The following is an 18,664-nucleotide window of genomic DNA, read 5'->3' on the forward strand; positions in this document are numbered from 1 at the left end:
TTGACGTATAGCCTATTTTTTATCTATACAAATGAGAAAGCGCCCTCCGTTACCAGAGGGCGCTTTCTTAATTCAGCTAAACTTCAGAATTAACCGTTGATAGCAGGAGCAGTCAGAGCAACAGGAGCAACTTCACCAGCAGCCAAATCCAGAGGGAAGTTGTGAGCATTACGCTCGTGCATAACTTCCATACCCAGGTTAGCGCGGTTGATCACATCTGCCCAGGTTGAAATCACACGACCTTCAGAATCAATGATTGACTGGTTGAAGTTGAAACCGTTCAAGTTGAACGCCATTGTGCTTACACCCAAGGCGGTGAACCAGATGCCGATTACAGGCCATGCTGCTAAGAAGAAGTGCAGCGAACGGCTGTTGTTGAAGGAAGCATATTGGAAGATTAACCGACCGAAGTAGCCGTGAGCCGCAACGATGTTGTAGGTTTCTTCTTCTTGACCGAATTTGTAACCGTAGTTTTGAGATTCGGTTTCGGTTGTTTCACGAACCAAGGAAGAAGTTACTAGTGAACCGTGCATTGCGCTGAACAAGCTTCCGCCGAATACACCTGCTACACCTAACTGGTGGAAGGGGTGCATCAAGATGTTGTGTTCTGCTTGGAACACGATCATGAAGTTGAAGGTTCCACTTATACCCAAGGGCATACCATCAGAGAAAGAACCTTGTCCGATCGGGTATACCAAGAATACTGCACTTGCTGCTGCAACAGGTGCTGAGTAGGCAATAGCAATCCAAGGACGCATTCCTAAGCGGTAGGATAGTTCCCATTCACGACCCATGTAGCAGAATACGCCAATCAAAAAGTGGAATATTACCAACTGGTAGGGACCACCGTTGTACAACCACTCATCTAAGGAAGCTGCTTCCCAAATGGGGTAGAAGTGCAAACCGATGGCGTTGGAGGAAGGTACTACTGCACCAGAGATGATGTTGTTTCCGTAAATCAAGGAACCTGCTACTGGTTCGCGGATTCCATCGATGTCTACTGGAGGAGCAGCGATGAAGGCGATTACGAAGCAAGCGGTGGCGGCTAGCAAGGTGGGTATCATCAATACGCCGAACCAACCGATGTAGATCCGGTTATTGGTGCTGGTGATCCATTCGCAGAATCGATCCCATACATTGGCGCTTGAGCGCTGTTGTAAGGTTGTTGTCATTGTTTTATAAATGCGATTATTTGCAGATGAATTTAGGTAGGTTTGACTACCTGTTACACATCTTAAAGAATTTATTGCGTTTTGTAAAGTACTTTCAGAAAAAATTTTCTCTTGGGATTTACGCACCCACAGAAAATCCCCAAACCTTTGAAAAAGCGGGGACTTGGGGTGATATCACTTTGGATTTTAGACTTTCCTGCGGAACGCTACGGTTAATCGAACGATTTTAGATTGTGAAAAATGCACTTTATTCTTCAATTCGTTGCTGGCTGCTTGGATATGGACTCTATACCCACTTCTTGTAAAGGTGGACGCACAGATAAATAAACCAATGCCCCAAATAGCGGTATCAAGGCTATTAACCAGAACAACTGCGGATTCTTCCAACCGCGACGCGCCATATCATCCCCCAGCAATGTGGGAAATAATAGGCAAAGTAAGCAAAAATCTAAACTCATCACATGAATGAAGCGGTTAGTTTGCCACTCTTGCACAAAATTGCTCCAATCTCCACCTCTTATACCGTAGGTAACTAGAATAATCGTGGCTATTGTCAATACAAAACCAGTCACACGAGAATCTAGTAATTTGAGCAAGATATTCTTTTTACCGACAAACTGATTATTTGGTTCTCTAAAGGCTAAGTACGGCAACAAAGCGAAAGCACCAACTCCGAAAGAGACAGTAGCAAACAGCCAAGCAGGTATTTTTTGCCCTCTACCATCAATAAAGACTACTGCACTGTAAATAAGAGGCCAGATGCCCATGAGGTTGAATAGTGCTATGACTAAGGGGTTAATGCCTTGCCACTGTCCAATAGAAAGGTTTTTAATTAATTCGAATGTACCAGGTTGCTCAGGAGGCGCGAGGAAAAAAGCATAGACAACAAATCCCAGCCACAGTAGACTAAAGGCAATTTTTCTAAGCATGAAAGATTTAAGTAGTATTAATTATTGATTTTGCCGTTACAAATCCGGCTATCTGCTTGCTATGGTATTGTTTGCTCGCCTAGAGGCGTAGCGGCTTGTTCCTAAAGATTAATCGCTAATTAAGGATTGAAATAACTGAAAGCTTCTGAGAGATAATCAGCAGCAGATGCTACTACTGCGATCGCACTTTCATAATCTAGGCGCGTTGGCCCCAAAACTCCCACACTTCCTACAGGTATCGAACCTCGGCAATAGTTAGAAGAAATCAAGGTGCAGGTGCGTATCGGTTCTAATGGATTTTCTGCGCCAATGCGAACCGTTACCTTTGGTTTACCACCATCCTCCGGTTCTGGCTCTTCAAATATTAATCGCCATAGTTGGTCTTGTTCTTCCTCCAACAGGTGGATAATTGTTTGTACCTGCTGTAACTGGGAAAATTCTGGCTGGCGTAAAACTTCTGACACACCCCGAACCATAATTTGGGTTGCAGTCGGCGCAAGAGTGCGACGAGTCAATTCGGCAACTGAGTTTTTCAAAAATTCCCCGTAGCGTTGGAACTCTTGATCTAGTTCGCTCCAGTTGAGGTTGGCTAATTCCAACAGACTTCGCCCCCGCAAGTGGGTATTCAAAAAGTTAGAAACAATCTGCAATTCGCGATCGATTACCTCTGAATCTCGTTGTGTTTCTTCTGGTGTTGGCGACAAATCCATCAATTTAGAATGTGTCTCATAACCATCTGTTACGACAATCAACATGATCCGTCCGGCTTCAATTTGCACTAATTGCAGATGTCGCAATAGTGCTGTAGTCGTTTGCGGCATCGCGATCAAGCTAATGCAACCACTCAAGGTTGCTAAAATCTGCGCGGCTCCTTGCAGCAAGGTTTCTAAACTCCGATCTTCCCACTGAAGATGCTTTTGCAGTGCTATCTCTACTTCTCGCCCTAAAGTTTCAGCACCACTTCCTTGTGGAACGCTGCGCGAACGTGGAAGCAAGCTAGCAAGAGCGTCTGTCTGCGACACGCTGCGCGAACGCAGAGAAGGTGTAATTAGCTGGTCAACATAAATGCGATAACCTGAATCTGAAGGTACACGTCCAGCAGAAGCGTGTGGTTGGTAGAGCAATCCAGATTTTTCTAAAACACCCATGACATTGCGAATTGTCGCCGAGCTTACACCCAGATCGTACTCCTCAACCAAAGCCTTTGAACCAACTGGCTCTGCCGTAGCAATGTAGTGACGTACCGTTGCCCAAAGTATATGCTGTTGTCGATTTGTTAACTGAACTTCCATTATGGTATGTTTTGCTGAAGGCAAATTTTAATCAAACTCTCAAGAAATTTGTGGATTTAATCGAAAACAGGAAATATTAATAATTTATTAAGGTATCAAATTATCTAATTATATTATGATAAGTATTTTTAAAGTTTATGTACAAAGCATTTTTTCAGATTAAGGTTGAAATAGTAGCTCAATTTTTATGCAAAAGCTGCTAGTTATAATGTACCCTTACGATGCTTTTTTCTAACCGTACTTTTGCATAAATCTTTGCTTGCAACAGTATTATTAGATACGTATTTTCTTCAGAGGCTACTACCGAACTGTAATTTAGAGCAATCTAACATTTTTGTGCAGATGTAGCTGATGCCCAAATTTCAAACTTTTCAGCAAGCGTCTAAATCGATCTACTTCTATCTTTAGCATAGCAAAAGTTAGATGGAAGAGTAAGTTCCATCTGAATGATGTATCCGAGCAGAAGTTAATACTGGGGAATTGAAGGGTCTACTAACTGGGAATAGGCATCAATACCACCCGAAATATTTTGCACATTTGTAAAACCTTGAGCAATCAACCACTGGCACATTTGGGCAGAGCGGATGCCGTGGTGGCATAACACCAAGGTTTCGGCTTCGGGATTGAAGAGGGTAGGTACTCGATCTCCCCATTCGGCAAATTGACTTAAAGGTAGGTTTACAAAGCCCTCAATGCTAGCGATCGCCAATTCTTCTGGTTCACGCACATCTACTAGCTGAATACTTACATCACTAGAAGAAAGACGTTGCGCCAGTTCTTCTACACTAATTTGGTTCATGGGTTGACTAAAAGAATTCCCGATAAACAGTCCTAATCCTATTTATGGTGACAGAAAATCTCTGCCTTTGCATGAGTATCCATTCTCAAGAAGGTTGATTAATTCTGCTAGGCTTTCTGCTTAAATGGCTGTAAACCGTCTTTTTTAATAGGTTTAATGTGAATAGGCAACGTTCATTTATCGGTTTTATCGTCGCTGGGGCGATCGCCCTGCTAGTAATTGCGATCGCAGGCTTTTACTGGTTTTTCGCCAAAAGTCCAGCTAGCCTCATTGCTTCTAGCTCTGGGCCTGGTGCAGCCATATTCGTGTCAAAACTTTCCCCTGCAATGGTTTCATTATTGACCAATCCTGACCGTTTGCAGGCGTTGGAGCGTGAAGAAGAACTATCTAAACTCAAAACCAGTTTATTCGGCAAGAGTGGCATAGATTACAAACAAGACATTCAACCCTGGTTAGGGGACGAAATTACATTAGCGGTTACTACCTTAGATATCGATCGCGATCCAGAAAACGGACAGCAGCCAGGGTATCTGTTAGCACTAACAACCAAGCAACCAGAGAAAAGCCGCGAGTTTGTCGAATTGTTATTTTCCAAACGGGCCTTAGCTGGTGCAAACTTAGCTGTTGAACAATATAAAGGTGTAAAGCTGATTTCTGACAATTCTCAACCAGAACAAGATTTGCTTGCTGGTGCTGTTGTCGGTGAAAGCTTCGTCTTATTTGCCAACGACCCAAAAGTATTACGAGATGCGATCAATAACGTCCAAGCGCCCGATCTGAATTTAACTAGCTCACCCGAATACCAAAAAGCTACCAAAGAACAGCTCAAAGGGAAATTGGCTGTAGCTTTCTTGAATCTTCCCATCGTCGCAAAATGGCAAGGGTTAGAGTTACCAGAACAACTTTATAACAGTCAAATTATATCCTTAGTGTTGAATCCCCAAGGATTGCTGGCAGAAACCAGCATTTTGACTTCATCGGAAATTGTCCCTCCATCTGCACCGTTATCTAAACCTGTGGGAGCATTGCAGTATGTTCCAGCATCCGCAGGTTTAGCAATTTCCGGCTCGAATTTAAGTAATTTGGCTGATAGTGACTTAGCCAAACTCTGGAAACAAGCAACAGCAACTATATATGGTTCTGGGGAAGATATAGTTTCCCGATTAGCAAAACCTTTGGTGGATGTTCAAAAACGCTGGGGTATAAACTTCCCAGAGGATATTTTCAGTTGGGTACAAGGAGAATATGCCCTAGCATTGTTACCTGATAAAGAGCAAATAACCCCCCATTGGATTTTTGTAGTAGAAAAATCCGAGGATGTAGAAAAAGGTGTTGCTCGATTAGATGCGATCGCCTCATCCAACGGACTCAGCATTAATCCCTTAACTATAGATAAGCAAAAAATCTCAGCTTGGACAGAGTTAACCACAGCTACAAAAAAAAGCGATGTCAAAGAAGGAGCATCTTTCAGCATTGAAACAAAAGTGCGGGGATTGCACACAACTTTAGGAAATTACGAAATTTTTGCGTCTGACTTGGAGACGATCAATGAAATTCTCACAACCAAGGATAATTCCATAATTAACAATCCTAATTTCAAAGATAGTATCGCTGCAATTCCCCTACCAAACCAAGGTTATGTATATCTCGACTGGACAAAGAGCCAGAATTTGTTAGAGCGTCAAGTACCGATTCTCAAACTAGTGGAAGTCTTAGGTAAACCATTTTTTAACAACCTGCGATCGCTCACAGTCAGTAGTTATGGAACTGACACGCGATCGCTCAAAGGTGGCGTTTTCTTCAAACTCCATAATTCGTGAGATTTTCATAAAAGCTCAAAGTAGAGAAGGGAAAAAATTCTTTTCACTTCTCTACTTTCTTGCCTCATAATATTTACGTAGATATTCTGTAATATTTGGTAACTAATGTCTTGATTGCAAAAATTCCCCACTATCAACGGGTGGGATTTAATGTTGCTGTCTAGATCCAGAAATAACCAAGCAATTAACAGTCCACTTTCAAAAACATTAACTGTGGCACATTTGATTGTGGCACAACCAACTGAAATTTCACTGGAATTTTTTTACTAGAATATGTATATATCACTACTTATTTAAAAGCCTGTTGGAGGGCTACTATGAAATACTGTCGCCCCCGACTTCAGTTTTGCGGCGGTTGGCTGTTGGCTATACTTACCGCCATCACAGCTACCCCTGCAATCGCACAGACAGCAAACTTTGCCACTTTGAATTTATCAACAAACTTTGATTCATCACAAGGAACAGTGCAGGGATTTACAGGTGGTTCTTACTCATTGTCTGCCATAAGTAACCGCGATCGCGATCAAAAAGCCTGTATTGGCTTTGCCGATCCCAAACCAGATCACATTATGGTTTTGGAAAAGGACTTTCCTCAGCTAACAATCCAAGTTGATAGCAACAACAACGACACTACTTTAATCATCCAAGGCCCAGATAAAACAACAATTCGTTGCGGCGATGATACTGGCAAAAGTAAAGATGCTAGTGTTAGCGATCGCAACTGGAAAAAGGGCACTTATCGGATTTGGGTAGGTACATTTAATCCTGGAGTCAAGCGGGATTATACTCTGAAAGTGGAGCAGCAGTGAAGTGGGGAGTATGGGAGCAGGTGGTCACTGAGCGTAGCCGAAGTGGGAGCAGAGGAGCAGAGGAGAATAATTAATCCCCAATTTCCAATGCCCAATGCCCAATTCCCCATACCCAATGCCTAATGCCCAATTTTTAGGTGTAACACCTGAGAGGATAATATGGGAGAGTAGCTTGTTGTGCTTTCCGAGGGTGCTATCTCGTGCTATCTATACTGCGTGCTGACTTTCGTATCATATTTGAACGTGACCCAGCTGCCCGTAACTGGTTGGAAGTTTTATTTTGTTACCCTGGTTTGCAAGCCTTGTTATTCCATAGGCTGGCTCACTGGTTGTATAGTGTTGGTCTTCCCTTTATTCCGCGCCTGATTTCTCACTTGGCTCGGTTTTTTACTGGAATTGAAATCCACCCTGGTGCAACAATTGGGCAAAGTGTGTTCATTGACCACGGCATGGGTGTCGTAATTGGTGAAACTGCGATCGTCGGAGACTATGCTCTAATTTATCAAGGTGTCACCCTTGGGGGTACTGGTAAAGAATGTGGCAAGCGCCATCCTACTGTGGGCGAAAACGTCGTAGTTGGAGCTGGAGCGAAGGTACTGGGCAATATCCAAATTGGCAATAATGTCCGTATTGGTGCTGGTTCTGTTGTTCTCAGAGATGTGCCTTCAGACTGTACTGTGGTAGGTGTGCCTGGGCGCATTATGTATCGTTCTGGAGTTCGGGTTTCACCTCTTGAACACAATAACTTACCAGATTCAGAAGCTCAAGTAATTCGTGCTTTAGTAGACCGGATTGAAGCGTTGGAAGAACAAATACAAACCCTTCAGCGCAACAATTCTTCAGACAAAACTCCTGTTTTATTGGGTGGTTTAGCAACGAAAGAGGATGAACCAACCCACGATACTCGCTGGTGCAACCTCAAGGATAAGACCATTCAGGAATTTCTAGATGGTGCTGGCATTTAAAAAGTGAGAAGTTAAAAGTGAGGAGTGAGGAATAAAAATCATAAATGCAGGTTTGCAATTTCCAACTCCTAACATTTTGTAGAGACGCAATTAATCGCCTCTCTACTCCAATATTTAAGGATTAATCGCTTGGCTAGACCACTCTTGCTGGTCATCACGGTGGTAAAGCCATCGATTTTGTGGTTCGCCGCGTAATTCTAAATGGTCTACTTGCACCGGATCTAGTAGCAGTAGACAAAAATTAGCCATTGGCTCAACCGGATCGGGTGCTGGTGGCTCAAAGGCTCCTGCTTCTTGGTTTCTGGGTTTACCAGGATGCGGCCAAGCAAACTGTAAACGCGCCGCATCACTCAATTCTTGCCACATAGCGATCCGCGCTGACTGTAGATGTCGATCGGGATCGTCACCGCTTACTAGGGTTAAACAGCCAGTGATGCGGAATTGTTCTCGTGTATTGGGGAAGTACCAGCAAATTTCTGCCCAAGGTTGCTGCTGTATCCGATCGGTTTTGGCGCTACGGTTATCGGTGATAAATTTTAGCTGGTTTGTATCTTCTAGAAAGCCGCGAAATACTAAGGTGCGATTAGTGGGGCGACCATTAGCTTGTAGCGTTGCTAGTTGCAGGTAACGGGCATAAACAAGGCTGCGGTTGCGATGGAGTGCATGAGCGATCGCACCTCGCCAAGGAGCAAGAGACATTATACAATTCTGTTGGTAATCTAACGCCAGGTATTGCTGAACATCCTACCACTTCAATACTCCTGGTTGAGCGCTAGTGATTCCTAAAAGTTCTCTAACGCCAAGAAGCTTTAAGATTTTGCTGCTGTAATATATATAAATTCTTAATATAAATAATACCTAATGAATTCCTTACCCGCTAATCGTGCTAATACTCTTAAAGCTGCTTTTCGTGTTTGTGATGTAGCTCCTTTAGTAACGAATAGAGATATTGAACGTTATTATGTTAATTTATCAAAAGTTCGCAAGACAGAAGCAATTAATACTATTAAAACTCGCTTAAGTTTTCTTGAACCCGCAGAATTTTGCAGCCTTCTATTTACTGGACATCGAGGATGCGGTAAAAGTACAGAATTAAGGAAGATTCAACGAGAATGGGAATCTCAATATAAGGTTATTTATATAGAAGCTGACGCTGAACTAGATATATTAGACGCAGAATACACAGATTTATATTTAGTAATTATTAAAAAAGTTGCTGATGTACTATACGCATCGGAATTAAATTTTGATGCACAACTTTTAAATAATTTTGAGTCTTGGTTTAAAGAAATTACTCAAGAAACTGAACAAACAGTTGAAAGGTCAGTAAGTGTTGGTGTTCAAGCAGAAGCAGGAATAAAGATTCCCTTTATTTCAAAGCTCTTGAGTAAAATACAAGCTCAAATTAAAGGTGCTGACAAACAAAGAAAGACGGTTCGGCAGAATTTACAAAAAGATATTGGTCGTTTACAAGCGGATATAAATTTGTTGCTAGGGGATGCTTTTGTCAAGCTTAAATCAAAATATCCTGAATACGAAAAGGGATTTTTAATTATTTTTGATAACTTAGACAGGGTTCCTCCAAATGTAGCTAAACATTTATTTTGTGATTACGCATTTCAATTACAAAGTCTACATTGTACGATTATCTATACAGCGCCAATTTCTATAGTCTATTCGGAAAATAATTTGAGTAATTCCTTCGATACACCCAATATTGTGCCGATGTTTCTAAAGATGAAATCGGCAGGTTAATGCTGTTCAATCTTTGGGTTTTTGAGTACAACGGCAAAAATCGCTGGAATTATGTTAATCCAGTTGTGAGGCAAATCCATGCTTTCCAAGAAGCAGTCAAATCAGTCACAAGTAACCCCTGAGTTAAATTTAGAAAAAGAAACTTTTGTGCAAATAAATCAGCAGTCATTAGCGGAACTGTTAACCTTTATTGACTTTGCTGACACTCAGTTAACGATTGGGTTCGTTGCTGTTAACTTTGCAGAAGATAGAAATACTTTAATTGAAATCCTCAACAATCATCCTCAATGTCATGAGATTCAGTTTGAACTTCTCAATTTTGCCGATCCTAATCTGCGTTTTTTAAGGGATGAGATTATTCGTGATTTAAAATAAATTCATTTAGAACCAGATAAAAAATTAGTTTTAATTGTTATCGGCTTAGAAAAGTCTATTGGTTTATCTGGAGAATATCCGCCTGTACTGCAAGACTTGAACTTTGTGCGAGACGCTTTTACTAATAGTGTTCCTCACCCTATACTGATATTTCTGCCAGATCATGCCCTAACACGTTTGGCAAAATATGCCCCAGATTTTTGGGCATGGAGAAAAGGAGTATTTTATTTTCAAACAGTCCAGTCTACTCAAGAGTTGGCTATTGAAAAAACTATTCAGTCTGAGAGAATATTAGGAAGTTTAGATTTACCAGAAAGGCAAGAGCGGATTGATTTACTTGAACGCTTGCTAATGGAAGAATCAACAGATGTACGTACTCGCATTAGTATTTTGAAGGAGTTAGGGGTAGCTTATAGGAGTATTGGTGAGGTACAAAAAGCAAAAGATTTTTTGCTAAAAGCTTTAAAGTTAACTGAAGAAGATGAAAATTTAGCAGGAATCAAAGCTAGCGTTCTCCACGCACTAGGAATTCTTTACGCCGACAAAGGGGAAGTGGATGAAGCGATCGCACTCTACAATCAGTCTTTGGAAATAACAGAACGCATTGGTGATGTCAAAACCAAAGCGTTAACTTTGCACGAACTGGCAGGTATCTACGCCAACAAAGGGGAAGTGGATCAAGCGATCGCACTCTACAATCAGTCTTTGGAAATAAAAGAACGCATTGATAATGTCCAAGGCAAAGCGGCGACGTTGCACGAACTGGCAGGTATCTACGCTAGCAAAGGGGAAGTGGATGAAGCAATCGCACTCTACAATCAGTCTTTGGAAATAAGTCAACGCATTAGTGATGTCAAAAACAAAGCGGCGACGTTGCACGAACTGGGACGTATCTACGCCAACAAAGGGGAAGTGGATGAAGCGATCGCACTCTACAATCAGTCTTTGGAAATAACAGAACGCATTGGTGATGTCAAAACCAAAGCAGCGACATTGCACCAACTGGGAATGATCTACGCCAACAAAGGGGAAGTAGATCAAGCGATCGCACTCTACAATCAGTCTTTGGAAATAAGTCAACGCATTGGTTATGTCCAAACCAAAGCGGCAACGTTGCACGAACTGGGACGTATCTACGCCAACAAAGGGGAAGTAGATCAAGCGATCGCACTCTACAATCAGTCTTTGGAAATTGATGAACGCATTGGTGATGTTCAAGGCAAAGCGGCGACGTTGCACGAACTGGGATATATCTACACCGACAAAGGGGAAGTGGATAAAGCGATCGCACTCTACAATCAGTCTTTGGAAATAAGAGAACGCATTGGAGATGTCCAAGGCAAAGCGGCGACGTTGAACAATCTGGGATATATCTACGCCAACAAAGGGGAAGTGAATAAAGCGATCGCACTCTATAATCAGTCTTTGGAAATAACTCAACGCATTGGTGATGTCCAAGGCAAAGCGGCGACGTTGAACTGTCTGGGAAATATCTACGCTAACAAAGGGGAAGTGGATAAAGCGATTGCACTCTATAATCAGTCTTTGGAAATAACTCAACGCATTGGAGATGTCCGAACTCAAGCAATGACTCTGTGGAGGTTAGGAGATTTGGCAGAACAGCAGGGTGAATACACTAAAGCGATATCCTATTTGCAACCAGCTTTAGAGATTTTGCAACGATTGCAGTCACCGTATGCTGAAAGTGTGAGTGCAAGTCTTGATAGGGTAATGCGTAATTCGTAATTCGTAATTACAGCACCTAAAGTTTTTTGTCTCACGCAGAGAGAAGTTTGAAGCGCGGCTTTTGCCGATCAAAACTTCTCCTATCGAAGACGCTACGCGAACTGTGGGCGCAAAAGCGCAGAGAAGAAAGCGAGAGTGTTTTTTAAATATATGAAAATTGCTGTAATGAGTCTTTGATACTCGTGAACGAGTCTTTGATACTCGGCGACGAGTCTTTTTTACTCGCGGATGAGTCTTTGATACTCGGCGACGAGTCTTTTTTACTCGCGGATGAGTCTTTGATACTCGGCGACGAGTCTTTTTTACTCGCGGACGAGTCTTTTTTACTCGCGGACGAGTCTTTGATACTCGCAGACGAGTCTTTGAACCCCATTAATGAACCTCGGAGCTTCGTTGATGAACGTCAGAGCTTCATTCGTGAACCTCAGAGCTTCGTTGATGAACCTTTGAGCTTCATTCGCGAACCTTGGAGCTTCGTTGATGAACCTTTGAGCTTTATTCGTGAACCTCAGAGCTTTGCTGATGAACCTCGGAGCTTCATTCGTGAACCTCAAAGCTTCGTTAATGAACCTTTGAGCTTCGTTAATGAGTTTTTACAGCAATTCAGGAAAGAGAATCAGGATCTATGCCAAGCGATCGCAACTGTTCTGCTAATAATTGGGTGCGTTGCTGTGCTTGTTGAGCTTTTTGTTCTGCTTGTTGAGCTTTTTGCTGTGCTTGCAGAACCTGCTGGGCTTCTTGTTGAGCTTGTTTCATTTGTTCTTCTGGTGTTAAAAACCGTTCACCTTGCTCGTCATACCAATACAACCACTCGCGGGAAATGCCTAGATAAGTTCCTCGTTCTATGCCAATCGCTAAACCTATCTCTGGCAACCAAATGCGATCGCTATTAAGTAATTCATAAGCATTATTAACTAATTTGTAAACTTCTAAACGTGGCTTGTCGCAACGAAATGGGTTGTAAACTACATAATACAAAAACCCCAATCTTGCATACTCTGCTTTCTTAGTCGAGTACTCACCACGATCTATCTGAGATACCACCTCAAATACTAATATCGGTAGTTTATTTTCTTCCCAAAGCACATAACTGGGACGGAGGTTTTCATCATAAAATCGCTTTACACCCAAACTCAAAAACGCATCTGGGACTATCGCTGGTAAATTTTGGTCATAATAAATACCCATGCGAATACCAAAAAACCAATCCATGCGTTCTGCCCAAGCCATTGCTAATACGCTTCTGAGTAAATCAGGAATTGATTTTTGTAATTGATTATCTACTGGAGTATCGTCAGAGTCAGGTAGTTCTTTTGAAGAGGGCAAACGAGCTGATGGATCGTAATTTACCATGATGGATTTACCGTTTCTCAGTTATTTATTTTATAAATGAATCTTGATGGTAATTTAGGTGAGAGAATCTGGATCTATGCCGAGCGATGTCTACGATGGTCACTGAAGCTCACTCGAAGTGCGGGCCACGCCTACGCACTTTTCAATCAGTCTTTGAAAATAACAGAACGCATTGGAGATGTGGAAGGCAAAGCAAATATCCCTACTCACTTTTTCCCTCGACTCAAGAAAAAACTGCTAGATTTACCACCCAAGATACTAGAATTTAGTTGCCAATGAAGAGATAATGTCTTATGGCCGACGTTTTCGTGGGATGTGGCAAACCCTAGTTAGATTCTGATTCATCTTTGAATATGACTGTTTCCGAAAATCGAGAAGCGTTTATTCCCTACACTCGCAGTGATATTATCAAACTTTGCCTGCAAGACGGTCAGCTAGATGAAGCTGATGTCAAAAAATTTCAAGATTTCTGCCAAATCCTCATTGCTTACTATCACTTTCGCTTCCACAAAACCTTAGAAGTTATCAAAGATAACTACGTACCCTTTAACCCTAATGCAGAGATTCAACCAGTAACTCCACCAACATTCGAGCAATATGATGACATGGAGTTGAAAGTAGTTGAAGCCTTTGGGCATATTGTTGAAAGAGCTAATTATATTCTTTTACCTGAATCGATTCTCAAACGAGCGCTGGCAACAAAATCTCTTATTGAATTGAAAACTAAAGTAAATTTTGAGGATTTTGATCGCTTGATTTGTTATTACCGGGGTGATAGTTCTAAAAAAATTTCGGTAAAAAAATTCTTCTTTTGGCAAGAAGAAAAGACGATTGATATTTTTGAACGGATTGTTTTATTAGTCAAGTTCAAAGAAGCAGCTTACTTTCGGGCCAAGAAAGACAAGATCCAAGAATTAAAATTCATTCCCGGTAAGATGTATGTTTACTTCTACAAAAATATTCCCAAACTAGATGTTGACTTAATCTTTCCCAATGTCAAAACAAGTATGACCTGGAAAGATCGGTTACTATTTGGAATTCCGGCGATTGGCGCGGCAATTCCTTTGATATTAAGAACGTTGCCGAATTTATTATTAATAGTTGCTGCAATTTTACTAGTACTAAACGTTACTTTTTGGGTTGAATCATTAAATATAGAGTTGGATAAAGTCAGAAATTTTATGCCCGTCTTGGTGGCAGCTTTATCATTAGCGATCGCTTTGGGTGGATTTGCCTTTACGCAATACACTAATTACAAAAATAAAAAAATTAAATTTCAAAAAATTGTAACTGATACGCTATTTTTCAAGAATTTAGGGAACAATCATAGTGTTTTTCAAATGTTTCTGGAATTAGCAGAAGAAGAAGAATGTAAAGAAATTATTCTGGCATATTATCACTTACTGACTAGCCCCACACCATTAACTCCTCAACAATTAGATTCTCGCATTGAAACTTGGATGGACAATAAATTAGGCACAAAGATTAACTTTGATATTCAAGGGCCTCTAAGCAATCTAGAAGATATTCGCGGCCAAGTAATTCAAAATAGCAAAACAACAGACAAAGTACCAGAAGTCCCTTTACTAGCCTACGATCGCCAAGGAGCATGTCACGTTTTACCTTTGGATGAAGCTAAAGCAGTAATTGATTATGTTTGGGATAATGCTTTTCGATATAACGGGATAATTTTGTAGTTTAGTCTCTCGGTTATTTGTAAACATCAAGAGGCGCATATCCCCCAATTCTTGAAGAAGTTGGGGATATTTTGCTTATTGAGTATTAATTTTCCACTTGTTTGAGTTTTTGAAAAATTTCATCAAGTGGTGACTCAGATTCATCAGGACAAAACTCTAAAGCAAGTCTCACTTTTCCTTTTTTCCATCCCAAATTACTAAATTGTAAAACTTCACAATTTAATCCTTGAGTATACAAATTTACTTCATCGGTTTCTTCTGCTCCAATATATTCCTTAATTGCTGTAATCAAATCGCGGACTTTAAAAGTTTTAGCAATATTTAACTTATTAAAAGTGTCCGGTTTTATAGACACAACTTCATCATGGTTTAGTATCTCGAATCCATCTTCCATAAAAATCTCCTGTTAATCAATTTATATTTTCCAGAGATATAACAGTTCATCCGAAATAAAATGATAATTTAGTCATTGGTCATTAGTCATTAGTCCTTGGTTATTATCGTAATAATTTGTGTGTTGCACAAAGGGGCAAAGAAAAACTCTTCACCCCTCTGTGTTTCAACTTAAATACTTAACTCACCATAGTTTTACGCAAGACTTTACTGAGTCCTGAGTTATTAGTAAAAGTAAAATACTCAACACTCAGTACTGTCTTAGTGAGGTTCTTAGAAAAACCAACCGTAAGAATGCAAACCTTTACCCAAAAGATTCACACCGAGATAGCAAATCCAAACTACAAGCAAACCAGCAGAGGCTAAAATTGCCGGACGGCGCCCTTGCCAACCGCGAGTAATTCTGGCGTGAAGGTAAGCAGCGAAGACTAACCAGGTGATTAATGCCCAAGTTTCTTTCGGGTCCCAACTCCAGTAGGAACCCCAGGCTTCGTTAGCCCAAACGCCACCGGCAATAATGCCAATTGTCAGCAGGGGAAAACCTAGTCCAATGATGCGATAGCTGATGTTGTCGAGAGTTTCGGCAAGGCTAAGGCGCTGGGGTGAAAGAGGTTCAGCAGATGCAACGGCTGGCGATTCAGGGGTAGTTACTAAATTCAAAACAGCGGTGTTTCCGTTACCGTTGCCGTTGCTACTAGTTTCAAAACGAGCAAAGCCGTTATTTTCGACAGCAGGGGTTGGTGGTTGAGAAATTAGTTCAGATGCTTTGTGCAAGCGGTAGCCGTTGCTGCGATAGCCACCAGTACCAACAGAACTGCCTTGTAGTTGGATGTTTTGACCGCGAGTGACAATTAAAAAAGCGATCGCTAATAACGAACCCACCATCAAAGCAGAATAACTCAGCATCATAACGCTGACATGCATCATCAGCCAATTTGACTTCAAAGCAGGTACTAAGGGTTCTGACGCTTGCATCTGAGATGGTAGTGTCATAGTAGCAAAAGCAGTAATAGCCATTGCCACCGGAGATGTCGCAACTCCTACTAAGCGACTACGGCTACTATTTTCGGCAATCAGATGAACAGCGGTAATTCCCCAAGCTAAGAAAAACAGAGATTCATAGAGATTACTTAAGGGAAAGTAACCAGCTTCGATCCATCGTGCCCCTAGTAGAGTAGCTATACACAAATTTGCGATCGCCATCCCAGCTGTCCCCAAAGCGGCTAGATAAGGCAGATTTGGAAAAGCCGCTCCTCCCCAATACACCAGCATTGTCAGGAATAATATGGCAAAGGACGCATTGTCCAGCCAGTTCTGGAGTACAACCAAATTCATAAAGTCTTCTCTCCGTGGATGATTTAAAATATCGATTCTGACTGTTTTGATCCTATATGTTTAGAGGGGAATCGGGAATGGGGGATTGGGAATGGGGAATGGGGATTGGGCATTGAACATGAAGAAGAGACAAGGGAGATAAGGAAGAGGGGGGAGACAAGAGAGAGACTTGTTCAATAATTCCCCCTTGTCTCCCTTGTCTCCCTGCTCCCCTGCACCCCTGCTCCCCTCCTCCCACTGCCTATCTAACAGAGTTACTCTTACTCTTTTCTGGACTAGGCAATGTAGTTGCGTTAGTAACTTTTTTAAGTTCGATAAAAATATCGTAACGGTTACTACGATTGTCGCTGACAGCAGATGTCATCCCAATTGTGCGCGTTGCATCTAGCAAAGTTTCTTGATTGGGAATTAGAGTTGGTAAAGGGAAATTTTTCACAGTTCGTTCCACATCCAGAAAAAATTGACCGTTTGTCGGATTGGGTTCTGTAGGAACTGTTTGTTGGAAGGGAAGAGTGCCAGCTAGTGTGTAGTTAGGTTTGGGAACAATTTTATCGGTGATGGGAGCGCCCACTACCAAGAAAGCGACATCTCCATCTAACCAACCGTGGGTAGCAGTTAACGTACCATAAGGTGATACCCAGTTAACAACGGGTTGACCTGCGACTTTCCCCGGTTGCACTTGGAACTGGTATTGATTTTTCATCACTTCATCCAGCTTGCTGATGGATGCTTCAGCTAATTTGCGTTGGCTTTGCCCGCCGTAGTCATCGTTTGTCTGTACCATGAACAGCAAACCTGCACGAAAATCATTTGGTGAACCTTCTTTTGGAGTAGCAGGAATTACTGATAAAGAAAACTCCCCTTTCATCCAACTAAGCAAATCCTTCTCCAAATCGAGATCGGTAAGAGATTTTATCCCACCTCTAATCTGTTCTGGTGCGATCGGTGATAAAGGATTTCCCTGAGATGTTAAAACATAGTCTCTCCACAACCTCTGTAAATTACCACCAGTAAGCATCATTAAGGTTTCGGCTGGTATGCGGCTTTGCATTTTCCCAGCTTTGTTTTCCACTGTCAGCACGCGTTGACTATTAGGGTTTAACCAAGAAACGCCCTTGAAGCGGATTCCTTCTGACTCTAAAGTTATTGTCCCTGCTAAACCTTGGTTATTTTGCAGTTGAGCCAAAACTTGAGCAGGCAAAGGGCGGTTTGGAGAAGCCGCGGCTATTTTCGCTGCTGTTGGCACATTTACATAAAACTGTCCAAAGGGTTGGTAATTGGCAATTTTTGGGAAATTCTCAGCAAAGCCGCCCGTTGTCGCTAGGGATGTTTTATTTTTGTAAGCATCGATCGCTCGCTCTGTGGCTTTGGGACTATCAGTTATGACTAAAAAATGCCCATCTAGTAATGCAGCCGAGAAGTTTTGCCCTGCTTGTCCCTCACTTTGTTTAATGGCGATCCCTTGATAAGTGCGATCGCTCCATTTGCCTTGTTTAAGAATTTTGGGTTGTGCCAAAATACTTTTGGCGATTTCTGAATTTTTTACTGGCAATACCATTACCATCGACTGCTGATCGCTAGCAGCATCTTCATTGGTGGTAACTGGTTTGGGTGCAGGTTTATTCCCTATTGTTGGGGCAAGAATTGCGATCGTCACGTCATCGCCTACCCAAGGAGCGATATCTTTCTGGAAGTCGTAACCATTATTCGTCAGAAAGCGATCGCGTAACTGGACTAAATTTTTGTCCAGTTCTGTTTGGGTTTCTCTTGTCCCAAACTGCCGCAATTTCTGCCACTGCTGGGGATCTGTTGTTAAGGAAACCGCAAACAGGGCATCACCAGGAATAATATTTGCACCTACTAGCAAATCGCTAGAAGATATTTGTCTCTGGGCTAACAACCAGTAGGCCACACTCCCCGCACCAATCAATAACCCAGCAGCCGAGAGCGTCAGCACCAAAGACGGTTTCTTATTTTTCTTCATCTGAACAGACACAAGAGGCGGTGCCATTGAAACCTGTACCTCATATTTCCAAACTCATTACTTGCTAAATTGGTTAAGTCAACCAAAAAGTTTCTTGCGATCTAAGGTAGTTAATTTCATAAATTTTTCCACCATAGACATTGATGATATTTCGGTAATTAACCGTTCTTTACTGTTTCAAAGCGGTGTTTTAATGGTTAGTTACCTTTTTTAACACGCTTTCTTGAATTTCGCTGGACA

16 protein-coding genes are annotated in these 18,664 nt (G+C 41.7%); 7 read left to right on the plus strand and 9 right to left on the minus strand.

Annotated elements, in window-relative coordinates; all coding sequences use genetic code 11:
• Positions 1–89: 89 nt before the first annotated feature.
• The 4 genes from psbA to NSTC731_RS04320 all read right to left on the minus strand — a co-directional run bounded on the left by psbA (position 90) and on the right by NSTC731_RS04320 (position 4,192).
• A complete protein-coding gene (psbA, locus tag NSTC731_RS04305) occupies positions 90–1,172 on the minus strand; it encodes a photosystem II q(b) protein (protein ID WP_445629772.1) in 1,083 nt (360 codons plus the stop codon).
• A 254-nt stretch (positions 1,173–1,426) separates the two neighbouring features.
• Entirely contained in the window at positions 1,427–2,101 is a 675-nt protein-coding gene (locus NSTC731_RS04310; RefSeq protein WP_445629773.1) for a DUF2834 domain-containing protein, read from the minus strand.
• Between the two features lie 119 nt (positions 2,102–2,220).
• The gene (locus NSTC731_RS04315; RefSeq protein ID WP_445629774.1) at positions 2,221–3,393 is read right to left on the minus strand and encodes an HrcA family transcriptional regulator; all 1,173 of its coding nucleotides are present in this window, start codon (positions 3,391–3,393) and stop codon (positions 2,221–2,223) included.
• 466 nt (positions 3,394–3,859) lie between these two features.
• Positions 3,860–4,192, minus strand: coding sequence for a rhodanese-like domain-containing protein (locus NSTC731_RS04320; protein WP_322697507.1), 333 nt, complete (start codon positions 4,190–4,192; stop codon positions 3,860–3,862).
• Between the two features lie 158 nt (positions 4,193–4,350).
• Between NSTC731_RS04320 and NSTC731_RS04325 the strand changes: the two genes are divergently transcribed.
• The 3 genes from NSTC731_RS04325 (at position 4,351) to cysE (ending at position 7,786) form a co-directional block, all read left to right on the plus strand.
• On the plus strand, positions 4,351–6,012 hold the full coding sequence (locus tag NSTC731_RS04325; RefSeq protein ID WP_445629775.1) for a DUF3352 domain-containing protein: 1,662 nt from the start codon (positions 4,351–4,353) through the stop codon (positions 6,010–6,012).
• A 317-nt stretch (positions 6,013–6,329) separates the two neighbouring features.
• Positions 6,330–6,821: a hypothetical protein gene (locus NSTC731_RS04330; RefSeq protein WP_445629776.1), complete on the plus strand. Its 492-nt coding sequence runs from the start codon at positions 6,330–6,332 to the stop codon at positions 6,819–6,821.
• A 200-nt stretch (positions 6,822–7,021) separates the two neighbouring features.
• Entirely contained in the window at positions 7,022–7,786 is a 765-nt protein-coding gene (gene cysE / locus NSTC731_RS04335; RefSeq protein ID WP_322697504.1) for a serine O-acetyltransferase, read from the plus strand.
• 114 nt (positions 7,787–7,900) lie between these two features.
• Here cysE and NSTC731_RS04340 read toward each other — a convergent pair whose 3' ends face one another.
• Positions 7,901–8,485: an Npun_F5749 family FMN-dependent PPOX-type flavoprotein gene (locus NSTC731_RS04340; protein WP_445629777.1), complete on the minus strand. Its 585-nt coding sequence runs from the start codon at positions 8,483–8,485 to the stop codon at positions 7,901–7,903.
• A 162-nt stretch (positions 8,486–8,647) separates the two neighbouring features.
• Between NSTC731_RS04340 and NSTC731_RS04345 the strand changes: the two genes are divergently transcribed.
• The 3 genes from NSTC731_RS04345 (at position 8,648) to NSTC731_RS04355 (ending at position 11,662) form a co-directional block, all read left to right on the plus strand.
• Entirely contained in the window at positions 8,648–9,541 is an 894-nt protein-coding gene (locus NSTC731_RS04345) for an ATP-binding protein (RefSeq protein WP_445629778.1), read from the plus strand.
• A 78-nt stretch (positions 9,542–9,619) separates the two neighbouring features.
• Positions 9,620–9,916, plus strand: coding sequence for a hypothetical protein (locus tag NSTC731_RS04350; protein ID WP_445629779.1), 297 nt, complete (start codon positions 9,620–9,622; stop codon positions 9,914–9,916).
• A gap of 105 nt (positions 9,917–10,021) precedes the next feature.
• Positions 10,022–11,662, plus strand: coding sequence for a tetratricopeptide repeat protein (locus tag NSTC731_RS04355; RefSeq protein ID WP_445629780.1), 1,641 nt, complete (start codon positions 10,022–10,024; stop codon positions 11,660–11,662).
• Positions 11,663–12,265: 603 nt separating this feature from the next.
• On the opposite strand, the gene NSTC731_RS04360 is transcribed toward NSTC731_RS04355, so the two are convergent.
• A complete protein-coding gene (locus tag NSTC731_RS04360; RefSeq protein ID WP_445629781.1) occupies positions 12,266–13,015 on the minus strand; it encodes a Uma2 family endonuclease in 750 nt (249 codons plus the stop codon).
• 353 nt (positions 13,016–13,368) lie between these two features.
• Between NSTC731_RS04360 and NSTC731_RS04365 the strand changes: the two genes are divergently transcribed.
• Complete coding sequence (locus NSTC731_RS04365) at positions 13,369–14,712, plus strand: TMEM143 family protein (RefSeq protein WP_445629782.1); 1,344 nt, start codon at positions 13,369–13,371, stop codon at positions 14,710–14,712.
• Between the two features lie 85 nt (positions 14,713–14,797).
• Here NSTC731_RS04365 and NSTC731_RS04370 read toward each other — a convergent pair whose 3' ends face one another.
• The 3 genes from NSTC731_RS04370 to NSTC731_RS04380 form a co-directional block, all read right to left on the minus strand.
• Positions 14,798–15,106, minus strand: coding sequence for a KGK domain-containing protein (locus NSTC731_RS04370; RefSeq protein WP_322697496.1), 309 nt, complete (start codon positions 15,104–15,106; stop codon positions 14,798–14,800).
• A gap of 272 nt (positions 15,107–15,378) precedes the next feature.
• Positions 15,379–16,440 carry a c-type cytochrome biogenesis protein CcsB gene (gene ccsB, locus NSTC731_RS04375; RefSeq protein ID WP_445629783.1) on the minus strand — a complete coding sequence of 354 codons (1,062 nt, stop codon included), beginning with the start codon at positions 16,438–16,440 and terminating at the stop codon, positions 15,379–15,381.
• 241 nt (positions 16,441–16,681) lie between these two features.
• Positions 16,682–18,451, minus strand: coding sequence for a DUF3352 domain-containing protein (locus NSTC731_RS04380; RefSeq protein ID WP_445629784.1), 1,770 nt, complete (start codon positions 18,449–18,451; stop codon positions 16,682–16,684).
• Positions 18,452–18,664: the final 213 nt, after the last annotated feature.

This window comes from Nostoc sp. DSM 114167 (genome assembly GCF_052692655.1).

Bases quoted from the DNA above. Each gene is read 5' to 3' on its own strand.
- psbA (WP_445629772.1), bottom strand. From the start codon at position 1,172: ATGACAACAACCTTACAACAGCGCTCAAGCGCCAATGTATGGGATCGA.
- NSTC731_RS04310 (WP_445629773.1), bottom strand. From the start codon at position 2,101: ATGCTTAGAAAAATTGCCTTTAGTCTACTGTGGCTGGGATTTGTTGTC.
- NSTC731_RS04315 (WP_445629774.1), bottom strand. From the start codon at position 3,393: ATGGAAGTTCAGTTAACAAATCGACAACAGCATATACTTTGGGCAACG.
- NSTC731_RS04320 (WP_322697507.1), bottom strand. From the start codon at position 4,192: ATGAACCAAATTAGTGTAGAAGAACTGGCGCAACGTCTTTCTTCTAGT.
- NSTC731_RS04330 (WP_445629776.1), top strand. From the start codon at position 6,330: ATGAAATACTGTCGCCCCCGACTTCAGTTTTGCGGCGGTTGGCTGTTG.
- NSTC731_RS04340 (WP_445629777.1), bottom strand. From the start codon at position 8,485: ATGTCTCTTGCTCCTTGGCGAGGTGCGATCGCTCATGCACTCCATCGC.
- NSTC731_RS04345 (WP_445629778.1), top strand. From the start codon at position 8,648: ATGAATTCCTTACCCGCTAATCGTGCTAATACTCTTAAAGCTGCTTTT.
- NSTC731_RS04350 (WP_445629779.1), top strand. From the start codon at position 9,620: ATGCTTTCCAAGAAGCAGTCAAATCAGTCACAAGTAACCCCTGAGTTA.
- NSTC731_RS04360 (WP_445629781.1), bottom strand. From the start codon at position 13,015: ATGGTAAATTACGATCCATCAGCTCGTTTGCCCTCTTCAAAAGAACTA.
- NSTC731_RS04365 (WP_445629782.1), top strand. From the start codon at position 13,369: ATGACTGTTTCCGAAAATCGAGAAGCGTTTATTCCCTACACTCGCAGT.
- NSTC731_RS04370 (WP_322697496.1), bottom strand. From the start codon at position 15,106: ATGGAAGATGGATTCGAGATACTAAACCATGATGAAGTTGTGTCTATA.
- ccsB (WP_445629783.1), bottom strand. From the start codon at position 16,440: ATGAATTTGGTTGTACTCCAGAACTGGCTGGACAATGCGTCCTTTGCC.
- NSTC731_RS04380 (WP_445629784.1), bottom strand. From the start codon at position 18,451: ATGGCACCGCCTCTTGTGTCTGTTCAGATGAAGAAAAATAAGAAACCG.